This is a genomic window from Geodermatophilus sp. CPCC 205506 (genome assembly GCF_051383635.1).
Lineage (GTDB): Bacteria > Actinomycetota > Actinomycetes > Mycobacteriales > Geodermatophilaceae > Geodermatophilus.
In genome coordinates this window covers 88,633-112,510 of sequence record NZ_JALPKP010000014.1, presented here as the reverse complement: position 1 = coordinate 112,510, position 23,878 = coordinate 88,633, and the positions used below count along the sequence as shown (strand labels likewise).

Genomic DNA, 23,878 nt, shown 5'->3' with positions numbered 1-23,878 from the left:
AGCGGCCAGTGGTGCCGGGTGGCCGAGCGGGCCAGCGTGCGGCCGGCGGCGGCGCTCCCGCGCAGCACCAGGACGGCGGCCAGCCCGGCCGGCGCCCGCTGCCCGGGCCGCGCCAGCCTCCGGGCCAGCCGGCCCGCGGTCACGGCGAGGACCCCGCCGGCCGCCAGCACGGCGGGGCGGCGTCCGGAGAGGAGCAGCGCGCAGGCCGCCGCCGTCGACGGCGAGACGACCACCGGGGCGACGGCCGCGCCGTGCCGGGCGGCGAGCTGCGCGGCGCCGGTGCCGTAGAAGGCCCGCCGGCGCAGCCACTCCCGCGTGGTCGCGGGGTGCTCGTGCGCGACGGCGGCCGCCGGCTCGTAGCGCACCCGCCAGCCGGCCACGGTGAGCCGCCAGACCAGGTCGACGTCCTCGGCCACGCGCATCGACTCGTCGAACCCCGTCCCGAGGGCGCCGCGGCGGGCCAGCAGCGCGGCGCTGGGCACGTAGGAGACCGCCGTCCCCGCAGCGACCCGGGCGGGGTGCCGCCCCATGTCCAGGGCGCTGACCGCCGCCTCGTAGCGCTCCACCCACCCGCCGGCGGCGGACTCCAGCGCGGTGATCCGGGGGGCGACGAGGGCCAGGCGCGGATCGGCGGTGTGGCCGGCGAGCACCCCGGCCCAGCCCGGCCGCGGCACGCAGTCGGAGTCGAGGAAGGCGACGAGGTCGGTGCCGGCCGCGGCCAGCCCGGCGTTGCGGGCGGCGGCGGGGCCGCGGCTGACGTCGTGGCGCAGCACCCGCGCGCCGTGCCGGCCGGCCGTCGCGCACACCGCGGCCGGGTCCGCGGAGCCGTCGTCCACCACGACCACCGGGACGGCGGCGGTGGCGGGATCCGCCCGCAGGGCGCCGAGCAGCCGGTCCAGCTCGGCCGGGCGGTCCTTCACGGGGACCACGACGGTGAGGTCGGCCGAGGCCGCGGCGGCCGGCTCCGGGTGGGCGAGCCCCGCGTCGAGCAGCCGGGCGGCGAGCGCGGCGGTCGCGGCGTCGCCGACGACCAGCCGGTCGCCGCGGAGCAGGTCGCGGGCCCGGGGCAGCAGGCGGAGCAGCCGCAGGGGTGAGCCGCCGAGCAGCGCCGTCCCCCCGTCCCGCCGCCGGGTGCGCGGGTCGAGCCGGACGGCGAACCCGTCGGGCAGCCGGTCCGGGGGCGGCGCGGGGACCGAGGTCATCCCTCGGCGAGGACCTCGGCGGTCGTCGTCACCTCGATCAGCGGGGCGTAGCAGCCGAGGACCTGCAGCGTGTCCTCGTGCGCCTCGTCGCTCGCCCCGGCGCACGCGTCGGCGACCACGCGCACCGGCACGCCGGCGTCGGCCGCGGGGAGCACGGTCGAGAGCACGCAGCAGTCGGTGGCGACGCCGGCGACGGTCACCGGCCCGCCGCCGACCAGCTCCGTGACGGCCGGGACCCACTTGCCGAAGGTCGGGGCGTCGACCACGGGACGGTCGCCCGGGTCCTCGGAGAGCTGGAACAGCGGGATCGCGTGCGGCTCGCGGAAGTAGGCGTACTTCGCGTAGTAGTCCACCCAGGCGCCGGTCGGCTCCTCGGGCACGACGAACCGGGTGAACACCACCCGGTCGCCGAAGGCCTCCACGAGCGAGCGGACCCGCGGCCGGATCTCGTCGAAGCGGGGTGTCGTCCAGGGGGAGCCGGGGTCGCGGAAGACCTCCTGGTAGTCGACGACGACCAACCAACCGGGCGGCGCTGCCATGCTTCGGACGATAACCGTCCGCCCGGAGCGCCCTGCCGGCAGAGGAGGCCCGGTGTCCGAGTACCCGCCGTCGTTCGTCCCGGCCGACGCCGTCGCGCCCGCGCCGCGCCGGGTGCGCGCGTTCCTGGCCGGCCGGCCCGTCCTGGACACCGTGCGCGCCCGCTACGTGTGGGAGTGGCCGCCGTATCCGCAGTACTACGTCCCGCTCGCCGACGTCGACACCGCGCTGCTGGCCGACGAGGGGACGACGGAGGCGACACCGCGCGGCACCGCCCGCCGGGCCGCGCTCGTGGCCGGGGACGTGCGCCGGCCCGGTGCGGCGTGGCTGTACGGCGCCGACGCCCCCGAGCCGCTGCGGGACACCGTCCGGTTCGAGTGGTCGGCGCTGGACGCGTGGTTCGAGGAGGACGAGGAGGTCTTCGTCCACCCGCGCAACCCCTACTCGCGGGTCGACGCGCTCCGCTCCACCCGGCACGTGCGGGTCGAGCTCGACGGCGCCGTGCTGGCGGAGTCCTCGTCACCGGTCGTGGTGTTCGAGACCGGGCTGCCGCCGCGCACCTACTTCCCCCGCTCCGCGGTCGACTTCACCCACCTCGTGCCCAGCGCGACCCGGACCCAGTGCCCCTACAAGGGTCAGACGAGCGCGTACTGGTCGGTCGAGCTCGGCGGCACGGTGCGCCCGGACCTCGCGTGGTCCTACGACTTCCCGACCCGCGAGATGCTCGCCATCGCGGGGCTGGTGGCCTTCTACGACGAGAAGGTCGACGTCGTCGTCGACGGCGTGCGGCAGGCGCGGCCGCGCACCCCCTTCTCCGACTGACCCGGGCCGGGGCAGCCACCCGACCGCGACTTCCGGGCACCACCGGCCGGGCGTAGCGTTCCCCACCCTTCGATGTGACCGGTTGCCGACCAGGAGGCACGCGTGTCGATCATGGACCGTCTCGACCCGGAGCTGCGGGTCGTCGTCGAGCAGATCCCGGCGCTCGACCTCACCGACATCCCGGCCGCTCGCGCCTCGCTCGCGGAGCTCTACGCGCAGATCAACACCGGCGGTCCCAACCCGCGCGTCAGCCACGCGGACCACATGGCGCCCGGACGCGACGGCAATCCCGACGTCATGGTCCGGGTCTTCCGTCCCGTCGCCGCCGCCTCGGGGCTGCTGCCGTGTCTGTACTGGACCCAAGGCGGCGGCTACGTCCTGACGGCTCCCGACATGGACGACCAGTTCTGCCAGGAGATCGTCGACAGGCACGAGTGCGTCGTCGTCTCGGTCGACTGGCGCAGAGCGCCCGAGCACCCCTTCCCGGCACCTGCCGAGGACTGTTACGCCGGCCTGGCCTGGACCGTCTCCCAGGCCGACGAGCTGGGCATCGACCCGAGCCGGATCGTGATCGGCGGGCACAGCTCCGGTGGGGGCTCGACCGCCGGGCTCGCTCTGCTCGTCCGCGATCGTGGCGAGTTCACCGTCGCCCACCAGTTGCTCATCTACCCGATGCTCGACGACACCAACTCCACACCGTTCAGCCATCTGGTGACCGACGCCCAGGTGTGGAACCGCACGAGCAACGAGATCGGCTGGCGCGGCTACCTCGGTGACGCGTACGGCACGGACGACGTCTCTCCCTATGCCGCGCCGACCCGGATGGAGAACCTGGCCGGTCTCCCCCCGGCGACCGTGCTGACCGGGGAGCTCGACCTGTTCGTCGACGAGGACATCGACTACGCCCAGCGCCTCATGCGGGCAGGCGTCCCGACCGAGCTGCACGTCTACCGGGCCGCCCACCACGGGTTCGACCGCATGGTCCCGCACGCCGCGGTGTCCCAGCGGTTCATCGCCGACCGTGACGCCGCCCTGCAGTTCGGCTTCGCCCGCAGTCTCGGCACGCCCTCGGTGCCGCTACCCGTGACGTAGGCACTGCCCGGCCGGGTCGTCACGCGTGGTCGAGTTGGCGCGGCACTTCCCCGACTGCCTCGACGGGCGGGAAGATCCGACCCGTGACAGCGCGCCGAGGTCTCGCAGACGTCGGCTCGGGAGAGGGCAGACGTGCGGTGACGAACCGGGGATGGCGGTCGTGACGTGAGCAGCAAGGTCGTCGTGAACCGGTGCATGTCGCTCGACGGCTTCATCGCCGGTCCCGGCGATTCCATGGACTGGGGGGACGACCGGGATCTCGCCGACTTCGTGGCACCGGACGATCTCGCGCAGATCGCAGCGGCCACCGGCGCCATGCTCGTCGGCCGGCGGACCTGGGAGGTGGGCGAGCGGATGAAGGCCGAGAAGCCGGGCAGCGCCGACTACCCCTTCTCCGGATCCATGTTCCTCCTCACCCACAGGCCGCTGGTGCCGCCGAACGCGAACGTCACGATCCTCACCGGCGACATCGGCGAAGCGGTCGCCACGGCACTGGACGCTGCCGGCGGCAAGGACCTCGAGATCCTCGGTGCCGACGTGGCCGGCCAGTGCCTGCAGCGGGGACTCGTCGACGAGATCCTGGTGTACGTCCTGCCGGTCCTGCTCGGCGACGGCATCCGCTTCTCGTCACCGGGCGTGGCGCGGACAGATCTGGAACCGATCAGCAGCACGCGGTCGGGCGACGCCACCATCCTCCGCTTCCGCGTCCGTACGCAGGCCGACCGGACTGTCTGACAGCGCCCGGATCTCGCCCGCCGGGGTCGTCCCGGCCGACGCCCTGCCGAGATCACCACACGGTGCGCGGGGACCCGCACAGGCGCCGCGAGCGGCTGACGCCCACACCGCGGAAGTCCGCGCTCAGCCCCGCAGCCGGCCGGCCGGGTCGACGTCCCACGCTCCTACGGCGCCGGCCAGGCGGCCGGCCAGGTCCACCAGCAGCGCGGCGCCCTCCTCCGCCGAGGCGCCGGCCGGGTCGCCGAGGACGCCGGTGGGGCTGACCCCGCGGACGCCCTCGGCGCGCAGCCGCGGCAGCAGCTCGGCGATCGGGGCGGTCTCCCCCGCCACCGCCCGGTCCAGCCGCACCGCCCGAGGTTCCACGTGCAACACCAGCGACGTCTCGGTGCGGCCGGCGTGCGCGTCGGCGCCGGGCGACCCGCACGGGAACCAGGCGACGTCCCGGCCCTCCGACCGCAGCTGCGGGACCGCCGTGCGCAGCGCGTCGAGGTTGCCGCCGTGCCCGTTCACCAGCACCAGCCGGCCGGCCCAGCGGCACGCCGACCGCCCGTACTCCACGAGCAGCCCGGTCAGGGCCTCGGTGCCGATCGACACGGTGCCCGGGAAGCCCTCGTGCTCCCCGCTGGCGCCGTAGGCCAGAGCCGGGGCCAGCAGCGCGCCGTCCAGGTCGTCGACGGCGGTCCCGGCGACCGCGCAGGCGACCGTGGTGTCGGTCGCCAGGGGGAGGTGGTGGCCGTGCTGCTCGACCGCGCCGAGCGGAACGAGGAGGAGCGGGCGCTCGGGCAGCTCGGGCCAGAACGCCCCGGCGAGGGAACTCACCGGGGCAGCCTACGGACGGCCCCGTCCAGGGTCCCGCTGCGAGCGGCGAGGAGGACGGGGTCCTGTCACTCCGTCGTCCGGAAGACCCGTGCCGCGAGGGTGACCAGGCCGAGGGTGATGACGGCGACGGTGAGCAGCTGGACGCCGACCGGCACCTCCCAGCCCCACCAGGTGAGCACCGGGAGCAGCCGCTCGCGCTCCTCCGCGGTCAGGGCCAGGTGCTGCAGGGTCAGGTACCGCATCGGCTGGACCACGTAGGTGAGCGGGTTGAGCCGGGTCAGGACGGCGAGCCAGTCGGGCAACGCGGAGACCGGGAACAGCGCGCCCGACAGGAACATCATCGGCATGATCAGCAGCTGGCTGACCGGCATCGCCGTCTGGATGGTCTTGATCCGGGTGGAGAGCAGCACGCCCAGCGCGGTCAGCAGCAGCGAGCCGAGGAACAGGCAGCCGACCAGGGCGAGCAGCAGCGGCGGCGAGTAGGGGATGCCGACGGTGCCGACCAGCGCCAGCAGCACCAGGCTCTGCACGGTGGCGACGACGGCGCCGCCGAGGCACTTGCCCCAGATGATCGCCTCGCGGGAGATCGGCGCGACCATCATCTCGCGCAGGAACCCGAACTCCCGGTCCCACACCAGCGAGATGCCGGCGAACGCGGCGGTGAACAGCACCGACGTCGCCAGCACGCCGGGGAAGAGGAACGTGCGGAAGCTGGTGCCGCCGCCCGTGTCGACGATGCTGGCCAGCCCGGTGCCCATCACGAAGATGAACAGCACCGGCTGCAGCAGCATGGTGAGGATGCGGGCCTTGTCCTGGCGCAGCCGGATCAGCTCCCGGCGCATGACGACCCAGGTGGCGCGCAGCTCGTGGGCGAGGTCGCTGCGGACCTCGGGCAGCAGTTCCGGGCTCGGCGCGGGCGGAACGGCGGTGTCGCGGGTCGTCATGTCGTGCTCGTCGACGGAGTCGGTCATGTCATCGCCTCCCGGCGAAGGGGAACGCCGGGTGCCCGGGCCCCTCGGAGTCGCGGATGGTGCGGCCGGTGTAGGTCAGGAAGACGTCGTCCAGGCTGGGGCGGGTCACGGTGACCGACCGGATGCCGACGCCGAGCTCGGTGAACAGCCGGGGCACGACCTGCGCGCCGTGCGCGACGGCGAGGGTCACCTGGCCCTCGTGGATGCCCGCCTCGATGCCCAGCCGCTCGCGGACGCGGGCGATCGCCAGCTCGTCGTCGTCGGTGCGCAACGCGATCCGGTCGGTGCCGATGCTGGACTTGAGCGCCTCCGGCGTGTCCTCCACGACGATCTCCCCGTGGTCCATGATCGCGATCCGGTCGCAGTGCTCGGCCTCGTCCATGTAGTGCGTGGTGACGAAGACGGTGATCTCCGTCGTCCGGCGCAGGTCGTGCAGGTAGTCCCAGATCGCGGCGCGCGTCTGCGGGTCCAGGCCGATCGTCGGCTCGTCGAGGAAGAGCACCTGCGGGGCGTGCACCAGCCCGCGGGCGATCTCCAGCCGGCGCTTCATCCCGCCGGAGAAGCGCTGCACCGTGTCGGTGCGGCGGTCGGTCAGCGCCACCATCTCCAGCACCTCGCGAATGCGGCGCTCGGCGACCGCGCGCGGCAGGCCGTAGAGCTCGGCGTGGAAGCGCAGGTTCTGCTCGGCGGTGAGCTGCAGGTCCAGCGTCTGCTGCTGGAAGACCAGGCCGATCCGGCGGCGCACCTGGTCGCGCTGGCGGACGACGTCGAAGCCGGCCACCCGGGCCGCGCCGGCACTGGGGTTCCGGATCGTGCAGAGCATCTCGATGGTCGTGGACTTGCCCGCCCCGTTGGGGCCGAGGAAGCCGTAGGTCTGCCCGGTCTCCACCCGCAGGTCGATCCCCTTGACCGCCTCGACGACGGAGTCGCCGGTCTTGTAGGTCTTGGTCAACCCGGCCACCTCGATGGCCGGCACTCTCGCAGCGTCAGGCACGGCGAGGAGAGTTCTCTAACACCGTTAGGGTGTCAAGCGTGAAAGCGGCAGAGCGCTCCCCGGTGACCCGCGAGGCGGTCGTCGACGCGGCCCTGGCCCTGCTGGCCGAGGGCGGTCTGGAGGCGGTGTCGTTCCGGCGGATCGCGGCGCGGCTCGGCGTCGCCGGGCCGACGCTCTACTGGCACGTGGACAACAAGCGCCAGCTCATGGACCTCATGGCCGAGGAGCTGCTGCGCCGCGCGGGGGTCGACCACGCCGGGCCCGCGCCGGGACAGCCCTGGTGGGAGTGGCTGCGGGCGGACGCCGAGCGGATGTTCGACGCGCTCGTCGCCACCCGGGACGCCCCCCGCGTGCTGGCCGGGAACCGGCCGAGCCGGGACAGCCTGGCCTCGATCGACCGCGCCCTCGCCGTCCTCGTCGACGCCGGCCTGGCCCCGGGGGACGCCCAGCACGCCCTGTTCGCCCTGGGCTCCTACGTGCTCGGCAGCGCGATCGAGTGGCAGGCCGAGGCCGAGCGCAGCGCCGGCCAGCCGCTGCCCACGAAGGACGACGCCGAGCTCACCGCGCTGCGCGAGGAGATCCTGGCCGGGCACCCGACCCTGCTGGCCGCGATCACCGAGGTGCTCGACGAGCCGCACCGCACCACCTTCGAGTTCGGCCTGGACCTGCTGGTCGCCGGCCTGCGCACCCGGTACGAGCGTTAGAGGGCCGCGCCCAGCCGCTCGCCGTCCAGGGTGGCCGCCGAGGCCCGGCGCGGGGCGAGGCAGTCGCCGATCCGGTGCACCTCCAGCCCGCTGCCGCGCAGCGTCCGCCACAGCTCGTCGGCGGGCTCGGCCGGCGCCGCGACCACCACCCGGTCGACGGTGCGGGTCTCGACGACCCCGGTCGGGTGGTGCAGCAGCCGGACGAGCCGTCCCTCGATCCCCTCGACCACCCGGTCGGTGCTCAGCCGGATGCCCAGCTCGGCGGCCCGGCGGCGCCAGCGCGGCAGGTCGAGGGTCAGGCCGAGGTCCTGGCCCACGACCATCGCCGCGGTGGTCACCTCGACCGTGCAGCCGCGCCCGGCGAGCAGCTCGGCGACGGAGGTCGCGGCCGCCGCACCCAGCTCGTCGACGACCAGGACGTCGCCGGCGGGGGCGGCCCCGCCCGCGAGCACCTCCCGCACGTCGACCACCCGGTCGCTTCCCCCCGCCCACGCGGGCCGGGCCGGGCGCGCGCCGGTGGCGAGGACGACGACGTCGGGGGCCTGCGCGCGGACGACGTCGGCGGTCGCCCGCACCCCGGTCCGGACGTCGACGCCGGCCCGGGCGCACTCGGCGGCCAGGTCGTCGACCAGCGGCCGCAGCCCCTCCCGGCCGGGGGCCGACGCCGCGAGGCGGATCGCGCCGCCGGTCGCCGTTCCCCGCTCCAGCAGGGTGACCGCGTGCCCGCGCTGAGCCGCCGTCGCGGCGGCCCGGAGCCCGGCCGGCCCGCCGCCGACGACGAGCACCCGGCGGCGGCGGACCGGCACCGGGAGCGGCGCCTCCCGCCCGGCGCGGGGGTTGGTCACGCAGCCCAGCGGCCGGTTCACCCCCACGGCTCCGGCGCACTCCTGGTTGCAGCCCAGGCAGGTGCGGATCTCCCCGGCCCGGCCGGCGAGCGCCTTGGCGGCGAACTGCGGGTCGGCGATCTGACCGCGGACGACGCCGACGAGGTTGCAGTCCCCGTCGGCCAGCGCCCGCTCGGCCTGGCCAGGGGTCAGGAACCGGCCGACCCCGATGACCGGGACGTCGACCGCGGCCCGGATGGCGGCCGCGACGTGCCGCGCGTAGCCGGGCGGGGTGGTCATCGGCGGGATGACGAGGTGGAGGGTCGCCGTCGCGACGCCGACGGTGGTGCTCACGTAGTCGACCAGGCCGCGGGCGGCGAGCAGCCGGGCGGTGGCGACCGCCTCGTCGAGCGTCGTCCCGTCGTCCACCCCCTCCTCGCCGGCCAGCCGGACGCCCAGCGCGCGACCGGGCCCGAGCGCCTCCCGGACCGCGGTGAGCACCTCGACCAGGAAGCGGGCGCGGTGCTCGAGCGGACCGCCGTAGCCGTCGGTGCGCCGGTTGGTGGCGCGGGACAGGAACTGGCGGACCAGCGAGGACTGCGAGCCCTGCACCTCCACGCCGTCGAACCCGCCCGCGGCGCAGCGGGCCGCGACGTCGGCGTAGCCCGCGACCAGCCGGGCGATCTCGGCGGTGGTCGCCGCCCGTGGCACCTCGCGGAACAGCGGGTCCGGGACGGCGGACGGTGCGGTCACCGGCCGGCGGGTGTGCCGGCCGTCGGACTGCCCGCCGTTGTGGTTGAGCTGCGCGATCACCGGCACCCCGTGCGCGTGGACGGCGTCGGTGACCAGCCGGTACCCGGGTAGGACGGCGGGGTCGTGCCCGCGGACCAGCTTCTCGTAGGGCCGGTCGGCCGGGTCGGTCGTGGACTCCTCGGTGACCACCAGGCCGGCGCCGCCGGCGGCCCGGGCCGCGTAGTAGGCGGCGTGCCGCGCGGTGGGCAGCCCGTCGACGGCGTAGTTGGTGAGGTGGGCCGGGAAGACGACCCGGCGGGGGACGGTGACCGGGCCGACCCGGAGCGGGGCGGACAGCCGCTCGTGTCCCACTCCGCCTCCTCCCGCCCGACCAGCCCGGGACACTCTCCCGCATGGCACCGCGACACTGCCCGTGCGGCACCGGTCTGCCCTACCCCGAGTGCTGCGGCCGGCTGCTCGAGGGCACCGCCGCCGCGGCGACCGCCGAGCAGCTCATGCGGTCGCGCTACAGCGCCTTCGCCGTCGGCGACCCGGCGTACCTGCTGGCCACCTGGCACCCGGCGACGCGGCCGGCGTCGCTGGCGCTCGACCCCGCGGTGCGCTGGACCGGGCTCGACGTGCTCGCGACCACCGGCGGCGGGCTGCTGGCCGGCGAGGGGACCGTCGAGTTCCGCGCCTGGTACCGGCACGAGGGCGAGACGGGTTCCCAGCACGAGGTCAGCCGGTTCGTCCGCGAGGACGGCGCCTGGCGCTACCTCGACGCCCTCTGAGGGTCATCGTGGCCACAAAGGCCCCTCGAGGGCGGAAATGGCCATTTCTGCCCTGCGGTGTCGGGGTCCGGCGGCGTGGGCAGGGAGGGGAGGACACCGGTTCCAGGACGAGAGGACGACATGAGCGCCGAGGACACCCGCAAGGTCGCCGAGCTCCTCCAGGGGGAGCGCTTCGGCTTCCTCACCACCACGACGCCCGAGGGGAAGCTGACCAGCCGCCCCATGGCGCTGCAGGAGGTCGAGTTCGACGGCGACCTGTGGTTCTTCGCGGAGCGGGACTCCGACTGGATCACCCACATCGCGGCGTCGCCCGAGGTCAACGTGGGCGTCGGCTCCGGGGGCACGTGGGTGTCGCTGACCGGGCACGCCCTCGTCGTCACCGACCCGGCGAAGAAGAAGGAGCTGTGGAACAGCGGCGCCGAGGCGTGGCTGCCCCAGGGGCCCGAGGACCCCTCGGTGGTCCTCGTGAAGGTCGACGCCGACTCCGCGGAGTACTGGGACGCCCCCGGCGGACGCCTGGCGACCGCGTTCAGCTTCGTGAAGGCCAAGGCCACCGGTCAGCGCATCGACGCCGGCGAGAACGCGAAGGTCGACCTCTGACGGCCCGGGTGCGGCGGCCGGCCGCCGCACCCGGTGCGCTCAGCGGATGGTGTAGCCGGCGTCGACGGGCAGGGTGACGCCGGTGATGTAGCGCGCCTCGTCGGAGACGAGGAACAGGATCGCGTTCGAGATGTCGACCGGGTCCACGTAGGACACCGGCAGCGGGTGCAGCGTCTCGAACAGCTCGGCGAACTTCTCCCGGCTGGGCTCCGGGTCGTCCGGGGTGAACAGCCCCCAGGTCTTCGGGTTCTGGATCATCACCGTGTCGACGCCGGTGGGGTGCACCGTGTTGACCCGGATCGCCTGCTTGCCGAACTCGTTGGCCAGCGTCCGCATGATGCCGATGACGCCGTGCTTGGCCGCGGTGTAGTGGATGGTGTTCGCCGTCCCCTTGAGCCCGGCGGTCGAGCTGGTGATGACGATGGACCCGCCGCGGCCGCCGTCGATCAGGTGCGGCAGCGCCACCTTGCAGGTGTTCCAGACGCCGGTGAGGTTGATGTCGATCATCTCCTGCCACGCGTCGTCGCCGAGCTCCAGCGCCGGCGCCAGCTCGAAGACGCCGGCGTTGGCCAGCACGATGTCCAGCCGGCCCAGCTGCGACACCCCGTCGTCCACCGCCGCCCTGAGTCCCGCGGTGTCCCGGACGTCGGCCTTGGTGGCCACGATCCGCCGGTCGAGCGCCTCCACCTGGCGGACCGTCTCGGCGAGGTCCTCCTCGGTGGCCGGCGGGTACATCTGGATGCTCGGCACCGGCTCGCAGATGTCGACGGCGATGATGTCGGCACCCTCCTGCGCCAGCCGCAGCGCGTGACTGCGGCCCTGGCTGCGGGCCGCCCCCGTGATGAAGGCGACCTTGCCCTCGACGCGTCCTGGCACGTTCCCACTCCCTACTTGGTGGTGAAGCCGGCGTCGACGGGCAGGGTCACGCCCGTGACGTACCGGGCGTCGTCGCTGACCAGCCAGACGATGGCGTTGCTGATGTCGACCGGTTCGATCATCTCCACCGGCAGCATGTTGGTCATCGCGCCGGCGATGGCGGGGTCCTCCTCCAGCCACTTCTGCATGAAGTCGTTGACCACCATCGGGGTGTTCACCGCGGTCGGGTGCACGCTGTTCACCCGGATGCTGTGCGGTGCGAGGGCGGTGGCGTACGAGCGCATGAGGCCCACGACGCCGTGCTTGGCCGCGGTGTAGCCGAGCATGCCCGCCGCCTCGCCGCCGATGCCCTTGAGGCCGGCGGTGGAGCTGGTGATGACGATCGCGCCACCCCCGCCACCCTCGACCATCGCCGGGGTCGCCGCCCGCAGGGTGTTCCAGACGCCGGTGAGGTTCACGTCGATGACGTCCTGCCACGCCTGGTCGGGGTCGTCGCCGTCGCCCACCGGGGCGATCCCGGCGTTGGCGAGCACGATGTCGAGCCGGCCCAGCTGGGCCACGCCGTCCCGGACGGCGTCCCGCAGGGCGGAGATGCTGCGCACGTCGGCCTGGCCGGCCACGATCCGCCGGTCGAGCGCCTCGACCTCCTTGACCGTCTGGTCGAGGTCCTGCGGCGTCGCCATCGGGTAGGGGACGGTGCCGATCTGCTCGCAGAGGTCGACGGCGATGATGTCGGCGCCCTCCTGGGCGAGGCGGACGGCGTGCGAGCGTCCCTGCCCGCGCGCGGCCCCCGTGATGAACGCGACCTTGCCCTCCAGTTTGCCCATGACGGCGTGCTCCCCTCTTCTCGGGACGGCGCGGTGCTGCTCACCGCGCCCCGGTCACTTGGTGATCCAGCCGGCGTCGACGGTGTGGCGGGTGCCGGTGACGAAGCGACCGGAGTCCGCGGCCAGGTACAGCACCGCCTCGCTGACGTCCTCCGGCTGCACCCACGGCGTCGCGAGCAGGTTGAGCGACTGGAAGACGTCGCTCACGTCGTCGCGGGTGGGGTGCTCGAGGTCGGGCCGGAAGAGCTTGTAGACGTTCTCGTTCTGGATCAGGGGCGTGTCCACGTTCGTCGGGTGGATCGAGTTGACCCGGATCCTGTCGGGGGCGAGCTCGATCGCCAGGCTGCGCATCAGCCCGACCACGCCGTGCTTGGCGGCCACGTAGGAGGCGACGTTCTGCATGCCGCGCAGGCCGAGCGCGGAGCTGATCAGGATGAGCGCGCCGCCGTCCCCGTGCGCGCGCAGGTGCGGGATCGCCGCCTTGGCGGTGAGGAAGACGCCGGTCAGGTTGGTCTCGATCATGTCCCGCCACTCCTGCGCCGGCGTCTCGGCGACCTCGTGCGGCGGGACGCCGATGCCGGCGTTGGCGACGGCGACGTCGAGCCGGCCGAGCTGGGCCACGCCCTCGGCCAGGCCCGCGGTGAGCGCCTCCTCGTCGGTGACGTTCGCCTGGAAGGACACCATGCGACGGTCCAGCGACTCCACGGCGCGGACGGTCTCGGCGAGGTCCTCCGGCGTGGTCACCGGGCCGTTCGCGCTCGGGATCGGCCCGCAGATGTCCATCCCGATGACGTCGGCGCCCTCGCGCGCCAACCGGACCGCGTGGCTGCGGCCCATGCCCCGCCCCGCACCGGTGATGAAGACGACCTTGCCGTCGAGCCTGCCCATGCCGCTCCTCCGTGTCACGCGCTGTGAGGTGGGCCACAAACTATGCGGCCCTTATGCCGGCGGACAACCTCCCGTTCCCGCGAGCACGGCGAACGCGGCCCGCCGGCCCTCCAGCACCGCCTCCAGCACGGTGCGCGGCGCGACGACGTCCCCCGCGGGGATCCCGGAGCCCGACGGCTCGCCGGGCAGCGGGGGGCCGGCGTCGACCAGCACGGCGCAGGGGATGCGGCGCTCCTCCCCCGTCCAGCGGTCCGCGACCACGGCTTCGCCGTCGCCGACCGCCCGCAGCACGCACCCGGTCTCGCGCCGCACCCCCGCCCGCAGCAGCCGGGTGTTGGCCGGCGCCAGGTCGCCGCCGAGCCGCGCGCCGACGACGTCGTCCGGCGTCACCACGGTGACCGGCCGGCCCTCCGCGGCCAGCAGCTCGGCCACACCCGTGCCGGCCGGACCGCCGGCGGGGTCGTGCACGACCACCGGACCGGCCGGGAGTTCGGCGCCGGCGAGGACGTCGGCGGCGGCGACCGCGCCGACGGGTGCGGGCGGCCGCGGACGCGCGCCGGTCGCGACGACGTCGCCGTCCGCCGCGGCCGTGCCGAGCTCGACGCGGACCCCCAGCCGCCGGCACTCGTCGGCCAGCCACCGGGCCAGGTCGGCGAAGCGCTCGCGCCCGGGGAGCGCCGCGACCAGCGGCAGTGCCCCGCCCAGACGGTCCGACCGTTCCACCAGCCGGACGGCCGCCCCCGCACCGGCCAGCACCCGCGCGGCCTCGAGCCCGGCCGGCCCGCCACCCAGGACGGTGACCTCCCGCTCCGGAGGGCAGGGATGGCCATCTCTGCCCTCCGGGGCCGGCTCCTCGGTCTCGTGGCCGCTCCCCGGGTCGGCGACGCAGCTGACCAGCGGGTTCCGGACGTCGCGCACCTGGCAGGCCTGGTTGCACAGGGTGCACGGCCGTACCGGCAGACCCGCCCGGACCCGGGCCACCAGGTCGGCCTCGGCGATCTGCGCGCGGGTCATCTCCACGGCGTCGGCGACCCCGCCGGCCAGCGCGGCCTCGGCCGCGGCGACGTCGACCACCGAGCCCTGCAGCACCACCGGCGTCCCGCCGGCCGCGGCGCGCACGGCCCGGGCCAGCCCGGTGGTGGAGCCCGGCGGGGTGTGCCCGTCGGGCCGGTAGGCCGACGGCGCGAGCGCGCTGCCCCGGACGACGACCAGCAGGTCGACGAGCGGGGCGAGCCCGGCGACGGCGGCGCAGGCCACCTCGGGCGTGATCCCGGCCCACGGCGCCCCCTCGTCGCAGGAGAGCCGCAGCGCCAGCACCCGCCCCGACCCGAGCTCTCCGCGGACGGCGGACAGCACCTCGCGCAGCAGCCGCCACCGGTCGGTGCCGTGGGCGTCGGTACGGGTGTTGGTCAGCCCGGAGGCGAACTGGCGCAGCAGCGACCGCGGCCCGGCGTCGACCTCCACGCCGTCCACCCCGGCCGCCGTGGCGAGGCGGGTGGCCGCCGCGAAGCCGTCGACCAGCGCGACGATCTCGGGCAGCTCCATCTCGGCCGGCACCTCGCGGGTGGCGACGTCGGGCACCCGGGACGGCGCCCACAGCGCGGTCTGCGCGTACGCCGAGGTGCCCTGCCCGCCGGTGTGGCCCAGGCCGGCGAGGACGAGCGTGCCGTGCCGTCGGCAGGCGGCGACGACGTCGGCCCAGCCGGGGCCGCAGTCCGCGGCCAGCGGAGCGCGCTCGTAGGGCCAGTCGCTGCCGTGCACCGAGGCGGTCTCGGTGACCAGCACCCCGCAACCGCCGGCGGCCCGGCGGGCGTAGTAGCCGACGTGCCGCTCCGACAGCGACCGCCCGCGACCGAGGTTGGTCTCGTGCGGGCCGAACAGCACCCGCGAGGGCGCCGTCCGGCCCGCCAGGACCAGCGGGTCGAGGAGTCTCAGCGCAGGTCGAGCCCGGCCAGCGGCGACTCGTCGCAGATCTTCGCGGGCGGGACGGACGGCATGCCGAGCAGCGTCGGCTGGCCGCGGACCGGGCCCGTGTGCGAGTGGTCGATGTGGCTCCGGGGCGTGACCAGCTCGAGGTCGCGGGAGGCCAGGGCCGCCTCGCCGTAGCCCTGCACGCACTCGGGGTCGGGCCCGTCGAGCGGCAGGCCGGTGAAGAACTTGGCCGCCATGCACCCGCCGCGACAGGCGTCGAAGTGGCTGCACTTGGTGCACGCGCCGCCGGTCTGGGGGCTGCGCAGGTCGGCGAACAGCTCCGACTGCTGCCACACCCGCTGGAAGCCGCCCTCGTCCCGGACGTTGCCGGCGAGGAAGTTCTCGTGGATGGCGAACGGGCAGGCGTAGACGTCGCCCACCGGGTCGATCAGGCACACCACGCGGCCCGCGCCGCACAGGTTCAGGCCGGGCAGGGCCTCGCCGAAGGCGGACAGGTGGAAGAACGAGTCACCGGTCAGGACGTGCTCGCCGTTGGCCAGCAGCCAGGAGTAGAGCTCCCGCTGCTGCTGCTGGGTGGGGTGCAGCTGGTCCCAGACGTCGGCGCCGCGGCCGGACGGGCGCAGCCGGGTGATCCGGAGCTGGGCGCCGTAGGAGTCGGTGAGCGCCTTGAACTGGTCGAGCTGGCCGGCGTTCTCCCGGGTGACGACGACCGAGACCTTGAAGTCCTTCATCCCGGCCTCGGCCAGGTTCTCCAGCGCCCGGGTGGCGGTGGCGAACGAGCCGGTCCCGCGGACGGCGTCGTTGACCTCGGCGGTCGCGCCGTCGAGGGAGATCTGGACGTCGACGTAGTCGGTGCGGGCCAGCTGCGCGGCGCGGGTCTTGTCGAGCTTCACGCCGTTGGTCGAGAACTTGACCCCGACCTGGTGGTCGATCGCGTAGTCGAGCAGGTGCCAGAAGTCCGGCCGCACGGTGGGCTCGCCGCCGCCGACGTTGACGTAGAAGACCTGCATCCGCTGCAGCTCGTCGATGACCGCCTCGGCCTCGGCGGTGCTGAGCTCGCGGGGGTCCCGCCGGCCCGACGAGGACAGGCAGTGCACGCACGCCAGGTTGCAGGCGTAGGTGAGCTCCCAGGTCAGGCAGATCGGCGCGTCCAGCCCGTACTCGAACTGGTCGATGAGCCGGCCGCCGACGGGGCGTTCGGGGACGGGGGCGCGGGACGGCAGGACGGCGGTCACCGCGGGGTCCCCGCTGCGTCGTGGAGCGGAGCGGCGCAACGTCGTGGGGTGCTCATGCAGGGCTCTCCCGGACTTCGATCATCTGCGAACGTGCGAGGTCGGCCAGCGCCTTGACGTAGGCGGGCCGCTGGGACTCGGGAACCCCGCACGCGACGAGGGTGGCCTCGGCGCTGGGGTGGTCGGCGAGCGTCTCGACGACGGTGACCAGCGTCTTCGACTTGAGGAAGGACAGCTTCCGGTTGCCGAAGTGGTAGACCAGCGCGCCGAACGGCTCGGGGCGCAGCGCCACCGAGCGGGCCCGTCGCCAGGGCAGGGACGGGTCGAACGAGGGTGCGACGCCGGCGTCACTCACGGGTGCCGCCGGCGTCGCGGCGGGGGCGTCGATCAGTACACCCCGCACATGCCGTCGATGGAGACCTCCTCGACGAGCGACTCCTCGACCAGGACCTCTTCCGCGGCGGGCGCCTCGGCGGCCTGGGTGTCGGTGGTCTCTGGCATGGCGCCTCCTGTGATCGGGGTTACGGAGCGAAGGGGACGTTAGTGACACCCAGTGCCACCGGCAACACCGGGGTCCGGCCGGGCGGGCCGCCGCCAGCGGGTCCCGCGTCCGGGGGACCGGGCGGCGGTGCGCGCCGTGCAGTCGCGCCGGTTCGGCTCCGGTGTGGCGCAAGATGGACCCGTGACGGACCTGCTGCCCGATGCGCGCGCCGACACCCGCGCCCGCATCGAGCAGGCGGCGCTGGACCTGTTCGCCCGCAAGGGCTTCGAGCAGGTCACCACCGACGAGATCGCCGACGTGGCGGGGATCAGCCGGCGCACCTTCTTCCGCTACTTCGCCACCAAGGCCGACGCGGTGTGGGGCGACTTCGCGTCGCACGTCGACCGGCTGGACCACCTGCTCGCCACCGCCCGCACCGACCAGCCGGTGCTGGCCTCCATCTGCGCGGCCTACGTCGAGGTCAACGCCTACGCCGCGGCCGACCTGCCGATGCTGCGCCAGCGGATGGCGCTGATCCTCGGCGAGCCGGCGCTGCAGGCGCACTCCCAGGTGCGCTACGCCGACGTCGACCGGGTGGTCGCCGAGCACGTCGGCCGGCGCACCGGCGAGACGCCCGCCGCGCTGCTCCCGCGCCTGGTCGCGACGACCACCCGCGCCGCGGCGACGACGGCCTTCGAGGTGTGGCTCGCCGACGGCACGACGTCCCTCGCCGACGACCTGCACACCGCGTTCGACCAGCTCGCCGCCGGCTTCCCCACGCTGCGCACCCGCTGACGCCTCCGCCGGCCCCGTGCCCGGGGCCGGCGGAGGGACGCGGGTCGCTCAGACCTCGGTCTCCCCGTGCGCGCAGGGGTGCGCGGCGAAGATCGGGTCGTCCACGTCGCAGGCCACCTGCTCGCCGTCGTCGTCGAGGAACGGGTCGCCGTCGGTGAAGTGCGCGCCCAGCTCGGGGTGGTCGGCGTCGGCGCGGACCGGCTTCTCGTCGCCCACCCGGAACTGGGTCATCATGTCGTGGTCCTCGTGGGACAGGTTGTGGCAGTGGATCATGTACCGCCCGTGGTCCTCCGGCCGGAAGCGCATGAGCAGGTCCACCCGCTCGTTCTCGCCGACGTAGACGACGTCCTTGGGCCCCTTCTCGTAGGGGTGCGGGGGCTTGCCGTCGCGCGCCACGATCTTGAAGTCCACGAGGTGGATGTGCACCGGGTGGAACCAGCCGCCGGACCTGTTGACGATCGTCCACTGCTCGGTGACGCCGGTCGTCCCCGGCTGCGGGTTGGCGAAGACCTTGTCGTACTCGGACTCGACGACCTGGTCCCACGTGAGCCCGCCGAGGGTCCAGATGCCGTTGTCGCGGGTGACCTGCAGCTCGCGCTTGACCTGGCCCCGGGTGAGGTCCATCGCCGGCGTCCCCGGGAAGAGGACGTCGGGGACGGCGTTGTTCGCCAGGTCCTCCGGGGGGTCCGCGACGACCTCGAACTGCATGACCTTGTCGGTGTTGTCGAAGTTCGGGGAGTTCGGCAGGCCCTTGTTGACCAGCTGGACCCTGGTGCCGGCCTGGTACTTCGCGAAGTCGATGACGATCTCGTACCGCTCGGCCATGCCGATCCGGAAGTCCGTGATCGTCTGCGGCGCCTGCATGAGGCCGCCATCGGTGGCGATCACCTGGAACGACGAGGCGTCGCTCAGCGCGAGCCGGTAGCTGCGGCCCGTGGAGGCGTTGAGCACCCGGTACCGGTACTTGCGGCGCTGGACCTTCTGCGTCGGCCACGGCCGGCCGTTCACGAGGACCACGTCGCCGTAGATGCCGGAGTGGCCCCGGTCGTCCATCAGCAGGGACCCGTCGGCGGCGAACGCCTTGTCGCTGAGGATCAGCGGCCAGTCGTACTTCTTGTAGCCCTTGGGCAGCGGCAGCCCCCGCTCCACCGGGTCGTAGGCGATGTACATGGCGGCCAGGCCCATGTAGGCGTTCTCGGCGGTGTGGTGCACGCCGTGGTCGTGGTACCAGAGCGTGCGGGCGTTCATCGTGTTCTCGTAGACGTAGTCCTTCCACTCGCCCGGCTGGGTGATGTCGCTGGCGTAACCGTCGTACTGCGGCTTGGACGGCGAGCCGTGCAGGTGGGTGGAGGTCCAGTCCCGGTAGGCGAGCGCCGGGTGGTTCTCCGGCAGGGAGTTCACCTGGCGGACGACGACCCGCTCGTTCTGGTTGACGATGATCGTCGGGCCGGGGACCAGGCCGTTGTAGCCGAAGAGGGGGGTCTTGAAGCCGGGGATGATCTCCGGCGTCGCGAGCTTCTGCTCGAGGCGGTAGAAGGTGGCTCCGCCGTGGGCGGTGGTAACGGTGCCGACCGCGGGGTCCGGCGCGTCGAAGGGGACGGTGTACGGCTTCGGCAGCTTGCTGGCCGCGATCTTCGACGCCGATGCCGCGTGGAGCGTCGCGGCGAACGGCAGCGCCACGGCGGCCGCTCCGAAGGCTCCCACCTTGAGGGCGTCGCGGCGGGTGAGACGAGGGTTGGGCACGGTTGTGGCTCCTTCCGGGACCCCCGAGCTGGTATCGCCGAAAGAGTCCCCGGCAGGTCGACGGCCTCCCACCCGGAAGGTGGGGCGCGTCCAGCGCCCTGTTGTGGGGGGTGGGCACCCGCTCGCGGTCGTGTCCTCACCGACGGTGCGACCGGCCTGGCAGACGGTTGATCACAGCAACTTCCCAGGCTGCGTCCAGCCGACCCCGCCCGTCCAGCCGGCCTCGCCGTCCAGCCGGACCGCTGTCAGCCGGCGGCCCACGCCTCCAGGCCGGCCAGCAGGCGGTCGACGTCGGAGTCGTCGGTGTACGGCGCCAGCCCCACCCGCAGGCCGCCGGCGTCGCCCAGCCCGAGCCACCGCGAGGCCTCGATCGCGTAGAAGGAGCCGGCCGGGGCGTTGACCCCGCGAGCGGCGAGGGCGCGCGCGGCGTCGGAGGCGTCCCGCCCGGCGAAGGTCAGCAGCAGGGTGGGCGTGCGCCACCGCGCCCGCGACCACACCGTCACCCCCGGCAGCGCGCCGAGGGCGTCGTCGATGCGCTCCCGGAGCCGGTCCTCGTGCGCCGCCACCGCCGCCAGGCCGGCGCGCAGCCGCGCCCGGCGGTCGCCCTCGGGGCCGCCGAGGCCGGCGAGGAAGTCGACCGCCGCGGTCGTCCCGGCCAGCAGCTCGTAGGGCAGCGTGCCCAGCTCGAACCGCTCGGGGACGGCATCGGTGGAGGGCAGCAGCTTGTCTGGGTGCAGCGTCTCCAGCAGGGCGGGCGCCGCGACGACGCAGCCGCAGTGCGGGCCGAGGAACTTGTACGGGGAGCAGGCGTAGAAGTCCGCGCCGAGCTCCGCGACGTCCACCGGGGCGTGCGCGGTCAGGTGGACCCCGTCGACGTAGCTGAGCGCCCCGGCGGCCGACGCCAGGGCGGTGATCGCGGCGACGTCCGGGCGCGTGCCGATGAGGTTGGACGCCCCGGTCACCGCCACCAGCCGGGTCCGGTCGGTGAGCAGCCGGCCGACCGCCTCGGGCGGGAGCTCCCCGGTGGCCGGGTCGAACTCCGCCCACCGGACGGTCGCCCCGCTCCGCTGCGCCGCCTGCACCCACGGCCGGACGTTGGCGTCGTGGTCCAGCCGGGTCACCACCACCTCGTCGCCGGGGCCCCACTCCGCGGACAGCGCGCGGGACAGGTCGTAGGTCAGCGCGGTCATGCTGCGCCCGAACACGACCCCGCCGGGGTCCCCGCCGACGAGGTCCGCGACCGCCCGGCGCGCGGCCACGACGACGTCGTCGGCGTTGCGCTCCGCCTGCGTCACCCGGCCGCGGTTGGCGATCGGTGCGGTCAGCGTGGCCGCGACCGCCGCGGCGACCGACTCGGGCACCTGCGACCCACCCGGACCGTCGAAGTGCGCGGCCCCGGCACGCAGCGCCGGGAAGCAGGACCGGACGGCGTCGACGTCGTAGCTCACCCCGCCAGGATGCCCAGCCGCCGCGAGCCGGTCCGCACGGGTCAGCGCGCGGACGCGACGATCCGGTCCGGGCGGACGACGACCTCGGCCGCCCCGGCCCGCCGCAGCCACGCGGTCAGCACGCCCTCGACGTCGGCCACCTCGACCTCCGCGCCGCCCCGCGGACGCACCGCCACCCGCCCCGGCCGCAGCAGCCGCACCCGCGCCCACCCGGCCCCCAGGACGTCGTCCACCGGGCAGGTCCGGCCGCCGTCGGCCACCGGCGCGCGTGGGAGCAGGGTGCCGGCCAGCCGCCGTCCCGCCCGGCCGCGCCGCACCACCAGCGGACCCGGGCGCAGTGGCGGCGTCCGGCTGTCGGTGGCCAGCCCGGCGACGGCGGGCAGCCGGCCGGCGCCGGCCAGCACCCCCCGGCGCAGCACCGCCGCTGCGCGTCCGCCACCGGTCATGAGGACGCCGATCAGCAGCGCGACCCGCACCAGGGAGCGGGCGTGCGGGCCACGCTCGGCGCCGTGGGTGTCCAGCAGGGCCTCGTCCGCCTCCCCGGCCAGCACCGCCGCCAGCTTCCAGGACAGCTGGTGGACGTCGCGCAGCCCGAGGCCCAGACCCTGCCCGATGAACGGCGGGGTCAGGTGCGCCGCGTCGCCGGCCAGCAGCACCCGGCCCGCCCGCCAGCGGTCGGCCACCTGGGCCCGGTAGGCGTACTCGGCGACGCGCACCACCTCGGCGTCCGCCGCGCCGAACGGGGCCAGCAGCTCGGGCAGCCGGCCGGACAACGAGTCGGCCGTCTCCCCGGGCCGCAGCCGGAACTCCCAGCGGTAGCGGTCGCCGGCGACCGGCATGAACGTGGCCGGCCGGTGCGGGTCGCAGACCTGGTGCGCGCCGGGCCACACCGGCAGCGGCGTGGCGGAGCGGAGGTCGGCGACCAGCCAGCGGTCGGGGCGGCCGAGGTCGCGCATCGGCAACCCGGCCAACCCGCGGACGGTGCTGTTCGCGCCGTCGCAGCCGAGCACCGCGGCGGCGGCCAGCTCCGTCCGGGCGCCCGAGGAGCGGTCGACGGCCGTCACGCTCAGCCCGCCGTCGCGGCCCAGCCCCACCACCTCCACGCCGGTGCGCAGCTCGATGCCCGGGGTGCGGCGGACGGCGGCGAGCAGCAGGTCCTCGAGGTCGGGCTGGTGGAACATCGAGCCCTGCGGCCAGCCGTGCACCCCGCCGGCGACGTCCCGGCGGAACTCCGCGAGGACCCGCCGCCGCCCGTCCAGCAGCCGCAGCCCGGCCATGGGCCGGCTGGCCGCCAGGAACGGCGCGGCGACCCCGGCGTCGGCCAGCACCCGCAGCGCCTCGTCGTCCAGGTGCACCGCGCGCGGCCGGTCGTACGGGGCCGGCTGCCGCTCGAGCACCACCACGGCCGGCCCGCGCCGGGCGAGGAGCAGGGCCGCGGTCAGCCCGACCGGGCCGGCGCCCACCACGACGACCGGGCTGCCTCCCACGCGGCCACTCTCCCAGGGGGTCGGAGCGGGGTAGCGGAAAGGTTGCACCCGGCTTCCCATTCGTGTGAGCCACGCCATAGCGTGGTCGGCACGGTCATGCGCCCTGCATGCGCGAGAGCCCTCGACGACGAGGGCGACGAGGAGGTCACCTGTGCCCGTTAAGACGCGCGGAGCGATCCTGCGCTCCGCTCCCGGCAAGTGGGAGGTCGTCGAGCTGGAGGCGGATGATCCGCAGGCCGGCGAACTCCAGGTCAAGGTGGCCGCCTCGGGTCTCTGCCACTCCGACGACCACATCGCGACCGGCGACATGCCGGTCGGCCACTACCCCTTCCTCGGCGGCCACGAGGGCGCCGGCGTGGTCACCGGGGTCGGTCCCGGGACCAGGGGCTTCAAGGAGGGCGACCACGTCGTCTTCTCCTTCCTGCCCGGCTGCGGCCGCTGTCGCTACTGCGCCAACGGCCAGCAGTACATCTGCGACTCCGGCGCCAACCTGCTCGTGGGCTCCCGCTGGGACGACGCGGAGAGCTTCCGCTTCCAGACCTCCGACGGCACCCGGGTCGGACAGATGTGCGGCCTGGGCACCTTCGCCGAGGTGACCACCGTCGACGTCCGCTCGACGGTGAAGATCCCCGACGACATCCCGCTGGAGGTGGCCTGCCTCGTCGGCTGCGGCGTCGGCACCGGCTGGGGCACCGCGGTACAGGCCGGTGAGGTGAAGGCCGGCGACACGGTGATCGTCATGGGCATCGGCGGCATCGGCATCAACGCCGTGCAGGGTGCGGCGCACGCCGGGGCCAGCCACGTCATCGCCGTCGACCCGGTCGGGTTCAAGCGCGAGAAGGCGCAGGAGTTCGGCGCGACGCACGCCTTCGGCAGCATCGAGGAGGCCGCCGAGTTCGGCCGCAGCGTGACCAACGGCCAGGGCGCGGACAAGGCGCTGATCACCGTCGGCGTGCTGAAGGGCGAGCACGTGGCCCAGGCGTTCGAGGCGATCGGCAAGGGCGGGCGGGTCGTCGTCACCGGCCTCGGTGACCTCACCGACGTCGGCATCCCGATCAACCCGAGCATGCTCGCGCTGTTCACCAAGGAGATCCGCGGCGCCCTGTTCGGCGACCAGAACCCCAGCGCCGACATGCTGAAGATGCTGCGGCTCTACCAGGAGGGGAAGCTCAAGCTCGACGAGCTGATCACCAACAAGTACAAGCTCGACGACATCAACCAGGGCTACGAGGACATGCACGCCGGCAAGAACCTCCGCGGCGTGATCATCCACGACTGAGGAAGGACCCCCTGACGGGGGCCGGTCGGGACCGGGGCGCTCCCCTGAGGGGGGCGCCCCGGTCGCG

At 74.6% G+C, this 23,878-nt stretch carries 24 protein-coding genes; 8 read left to right on the top strand and 16 right to left on the bottom strand.

All coding sequences use genetic code 11. The features are described from left to right. Both mftF and MY520_RS10505 read right to left on the bottom strand, forming a co-directional pair. Positions 1-1,202 (bottom strand): mycofactocin biosynthesis glycosyltransferase MftF (gene mftF / locus MY520_RS10510; protein ID WP_436692037.1); only part of this gene is annotated, 1,202 nt, incomplete at its 3' end. After that, positions 1,199-1,741: a cysteine hydrolase family protein gene (locus MY520_RS10505; RefSeq protein WP_436692036.1), complete on the bottom strand. Its 543-nt coding sequence runs from the start codon at positions 1,739-1,741 to the stop codon at positions 1,199-1,201. The genes mftF and MY520_RS10505, both read right to left, overlap by 4 nt. Before the next feature lie 52 nt (positions 1,742-1,793). Between MY520_RS10505 and MY520_RS10500 the strand changes: the two genes are divergently transcribed. The 3 genes from MY520_RS10500 to MY520_RS10490 all read left to right on the top strand — a co-directional run bounded on the left by MY520_RS10500 (position 1,794) and on the right by MY520_RS10490 (position 4,388). Beyond that, a complete protein-coding gene (locus MY520_RS10500; RefSeq protein WP_436692035.1) occupies positions 1,794-2,561 on the top strand; it encodes a DUF427 domain-containing protein in 768 nt (255 codons plus the stop codon). Between the two features lie 111 nt (positions 2,562-2,672). Further along, positions 2,673-3,653: an alpha/beta hydrolase gene (locus MY520_RS10495; RefSeq protein WP_436692040.1), complete on the top strand. Its 981-nt coding sequence runs from the start codon at positions 2,673-2,675 to the stop codon at positions 3,651-3,653. 165 nt (positions 3,654-3,818) lie between these two features. Next, the gene (locus MY520_RS10490) at positions 3,819-4,388 is read left to right on the top strand and encodes a dihydrofolate reductase family protein (RefSeq protein ID WP_436692034.1); all 570 of its coding nucleotides are present in this window, start codon (positions 3,819-3,821) and stop codon (positions 4,386-4,388) included. Between the two features lie 123 nt (positions 4,389-4,511). On the opposite strand, the gene mftE is transcribed toward MY520_RS10490, so the two are convergent. The 3 genes from mftE to MY520_RS10475 form a co-directional block, all read right to left on the bottom strand. Beyond that, positions 4,512-5,207, bottom strand: coding sequence for a mycofactocin biosynthesis peptidyl-dipeptidase MftE (mftE, locus tag MY520_RS10485; protein WP_436692033.1), 696 nt, complete (start codon positions 5,205-5,207; stop codon positions 4,512-4,514). A 65-nt stretch (positions 5,208-5,272) separates the two neighbouring features. Further along, complete coding sequence (locus MY520_RS10480) at positions 5,273-6,178, bottom strand: ABC transporter permease (RefSeq protein WP_436692032.1); 906 nt, start codon at positions 6,176-6,178, stop codon at positions 5,273-5,275. 1 nt (position 6,179) lies between these two features. Further along, positions 6,180-7,154, bottom strand: coding sequence for an ATP-binding cassette domain-containing protein (locus tag MY520_RS10475; RefSeq protein WP_436692031.1), 975 nt, complete (start codon positions 7,152-7,154; stop codon positions 6,180-6,182). A gap of 56 nt (positions 7,155-7,210) precedes the next feature. Between MY520_RS10475 and MY520_RS10470 the strand changes: the two genes are divergently transcribed. Beyond that, complete coding sequence (locus tag MY520_RS10470; RefSeq protein WP_436692030.1) at positions 7,211-7,876, top strand: TetR/AcrR family transcriptional regulator C-terminal domain-containing protein; 666 nt, start codon at positions 7,211-7,213, stop codon at positions 7,874-7,876. Here the strand turns inward: MY520_RS10470 and MY520_RS10465 are convergent. Further along, on the bottom strand, positions 7,873-9,804 hold the full coding sequence (locus MY520_RS10465; protein WP_436692029.1) for a mycofactocin system FadH/OYE family oxidoreductase 2: 1,932 nt from the start codon (positions 9,802-9,804) through the stop codon (positions 7,873-7,875). The genes MY520_RS10470 and MY520_RS10465 overlap by 4 nt on opposite strands. A gap of 41 nt (positions 9,805-9,845) precedes the next feature. On the opposite strand from MY520_RS10465, the gene MY520_RS10460 reads away from it, so the two are divergent. Beyond that, entirely contained in the window at positions 9,846-10,223 is a 378-nt protein-coding gene (locus MY520_RS10460; RefSeq protein ID WP_436692028.1) for a YchJ family protein, read from the top strand. A gap of 120 nt (positions 10,224-10,343) precedes the next feature. After that, on the top strand, positions 10,344-10,823 hold the full coding sequence (locus MY520_RS10455; RefSeq protein ID WP_436692027.1) for a pyridoxamine 5'-phosphate oxidase family protein: 480 nt from the start codon (positions 10,344-10,346) through the stop codon (positions 10,821-10,823). Positions 10,824-10,862: 39 nt separating this feature from the next. Here MY520_RS10455 and MY520_RS10450 read toward each other — a convergent pair whose 3' ends face one another. Genes MY520_RS10450 through mftA form a run of 7 tightly spaced genes read right to left on the bottom strand, consistent with a single transcriptional unit; the run spans position 10,863 to position 17,079 of the window. Continuing rightward, a complete protein-coding gene (locus tag MY520_RS10450; RefSeq protein WP_436692026.1) occupies positions 10,863-11,699 on the bottom strand; it encodes a mycofactocin-coupled SDR family oxidoreductase in 837 nt (278 codons plus the stop codon). A gap of 11 nt (positions 11,700-11,710) precedes the next feature. Beyond that, a complete protein-coding gene (locus tag MY520_RS10445) occupies positions 11,711-12,526 on the bottom strand; it encodes a mycofactocin-coupled SDR family oxidoreductase (RefSeq protein WP_436692025.1) in 816 nt (271 codons plus the stop codon). Positions 12,527-12,580: 54 nt separating this feature from the next. After that, on the bottom strand, positions 12,581-13,414 hold the full coding sequence (locus MY520_RS10440; RefSeq protein ID WP_436692024.1) for a mycofactocin-coupled SDR family oxidoreductase: 834 nt from the start codon (positions 13,412-13,414) through the stop codon (positions 12,581-12,583). Between the two features lie 51 nt (positions 13,415-13,465). Continuing rightward, on the bottom strand, positions 13,466-15,331 hold the full coding sequence (locus MY520_RS10435) for a mycofactocin system FadH/OYE family oxidoreductase 1 (RefSeq protein ID WP_436692039.1): 1,866 nt from the start codon (positions 15,329-15,331) through the stop codon (positions 13,466-13,468). Between the two features lie 14 nt (positions 15,332-15,345). After that, positions 15,346-16,581, bottom strand: coding sequence for a mycofactocin radical SAM maturase (mftC, locus tag MY520_RS10430; protein WP_436692023.1), 1,236 nt, complete (start codon positions 16,579-16,581; stop codon positions 15,346-15,348). Between the two features lie 52 nt (positions 16,582-16,633). Further along, positions 16,634-16,933 carry a mycofactocin biosynthesis chaperone MftB gene (mftB, locus tag MY520_RS10425; protein WP_436692022.1) on the bottom strand — a complete coding sequence of 100 codons (300 nt, stop codon included), beginning with the start codon at positions 16,931-16,933 and terminating at the stop codon, positions 16,634-16,636. Positions 16,934-16,965: 32 nt separating this feature from the next. Further along, positions 16,966-17,079, bottom strand: a complete 114-nt coding sequence (gene mftA, locus MY520_RS10420; protein WP_436692021.1) for a mycofactocin precursor MftA — start codon at positions 17,077-17,079, stop codon at positions 16,966-16,968. Between the two features lie 181 nt (positions 17,080-17,260). Between mftA and mftR the strand changes: the two genes are divergently transcribed. Further along, positions 17,261-17,854 (top strand): mycofactocin system transcriptional regulator, encoded by a 594-nt coding sequence (mftR, locus tag MY520_RS10415; RefSeq protein ID WP_436692020.1) that lies wholly within the window; start codon positions 17,261-17,263, stop codon positions 17,852-17,854. 48 nt (positions 17,855-17,902) lie between these two features. Here mftR and MY520_RS10410 read toward each other — a convergent pair whose 3' ends face one another. From MY520_RS10410 to MY520_RS10400, 3 genes are all read right to left on the bottom strand, one after another. Next, entirely contained in the window at positions 17,903-19,597 is a 1,695-nt protein-coding gene (locus MY520_RS10410) for a multicopper oxidase family protein (protein WP_436692019.1), read from the bottom strand. A gap of 245 nt (positions 19,598-19,842) precedes the next feature. Beyond that, on the bottom strand, positions 19,843-21,045 hold the full coding sequence (locus MY520_RS10405) for a cysteine desulfurase-like protein (RefSeq protein ID WP_436692018.1): 1,203 nt from the start codon (positions 21,043-21,045) through the stop codon (positions 19,843-19,845). A 41-nt stretch (positions 21,046-21,086) separates the two neighbouring features. After that, positions 21,087-22,532 (bottom strand): bifunctional 3-(3-hydroxy-phenyl)propionate/3-hydroxycinnamic acid hydroxylase, encoded by a 1,446-nt coding sequence (locus tag MY520_RS10400; RefSeq protein WP_436692017.1) that lies wholly within the window; start codon positions 22,530-22,532, stop codon positions 21,087-21,089. A gap of 151 nt (positions 22,533-22,683) precedes the next feature. Here MY520_RS10400 and MY520_RS10395 point away from each other — a divergent pair, with 151 nt between their 5' ends. Continuing rightward, the gene (locus MY520_RS10395) at positions 22,684-23,811 is read left to right on the top strand and encodes an NDMA-dependent alcohol dehydrogenase (protein ID WP_436692016.1); all 1,128 of its coding nucleotides are present in this window, start codon (positions 22,684-22,686) and stop codon (positions 23,809-23,811) included. The last annotated feature ends 67 nt before the right edge of the window (positions 23,812-23,878 follow it).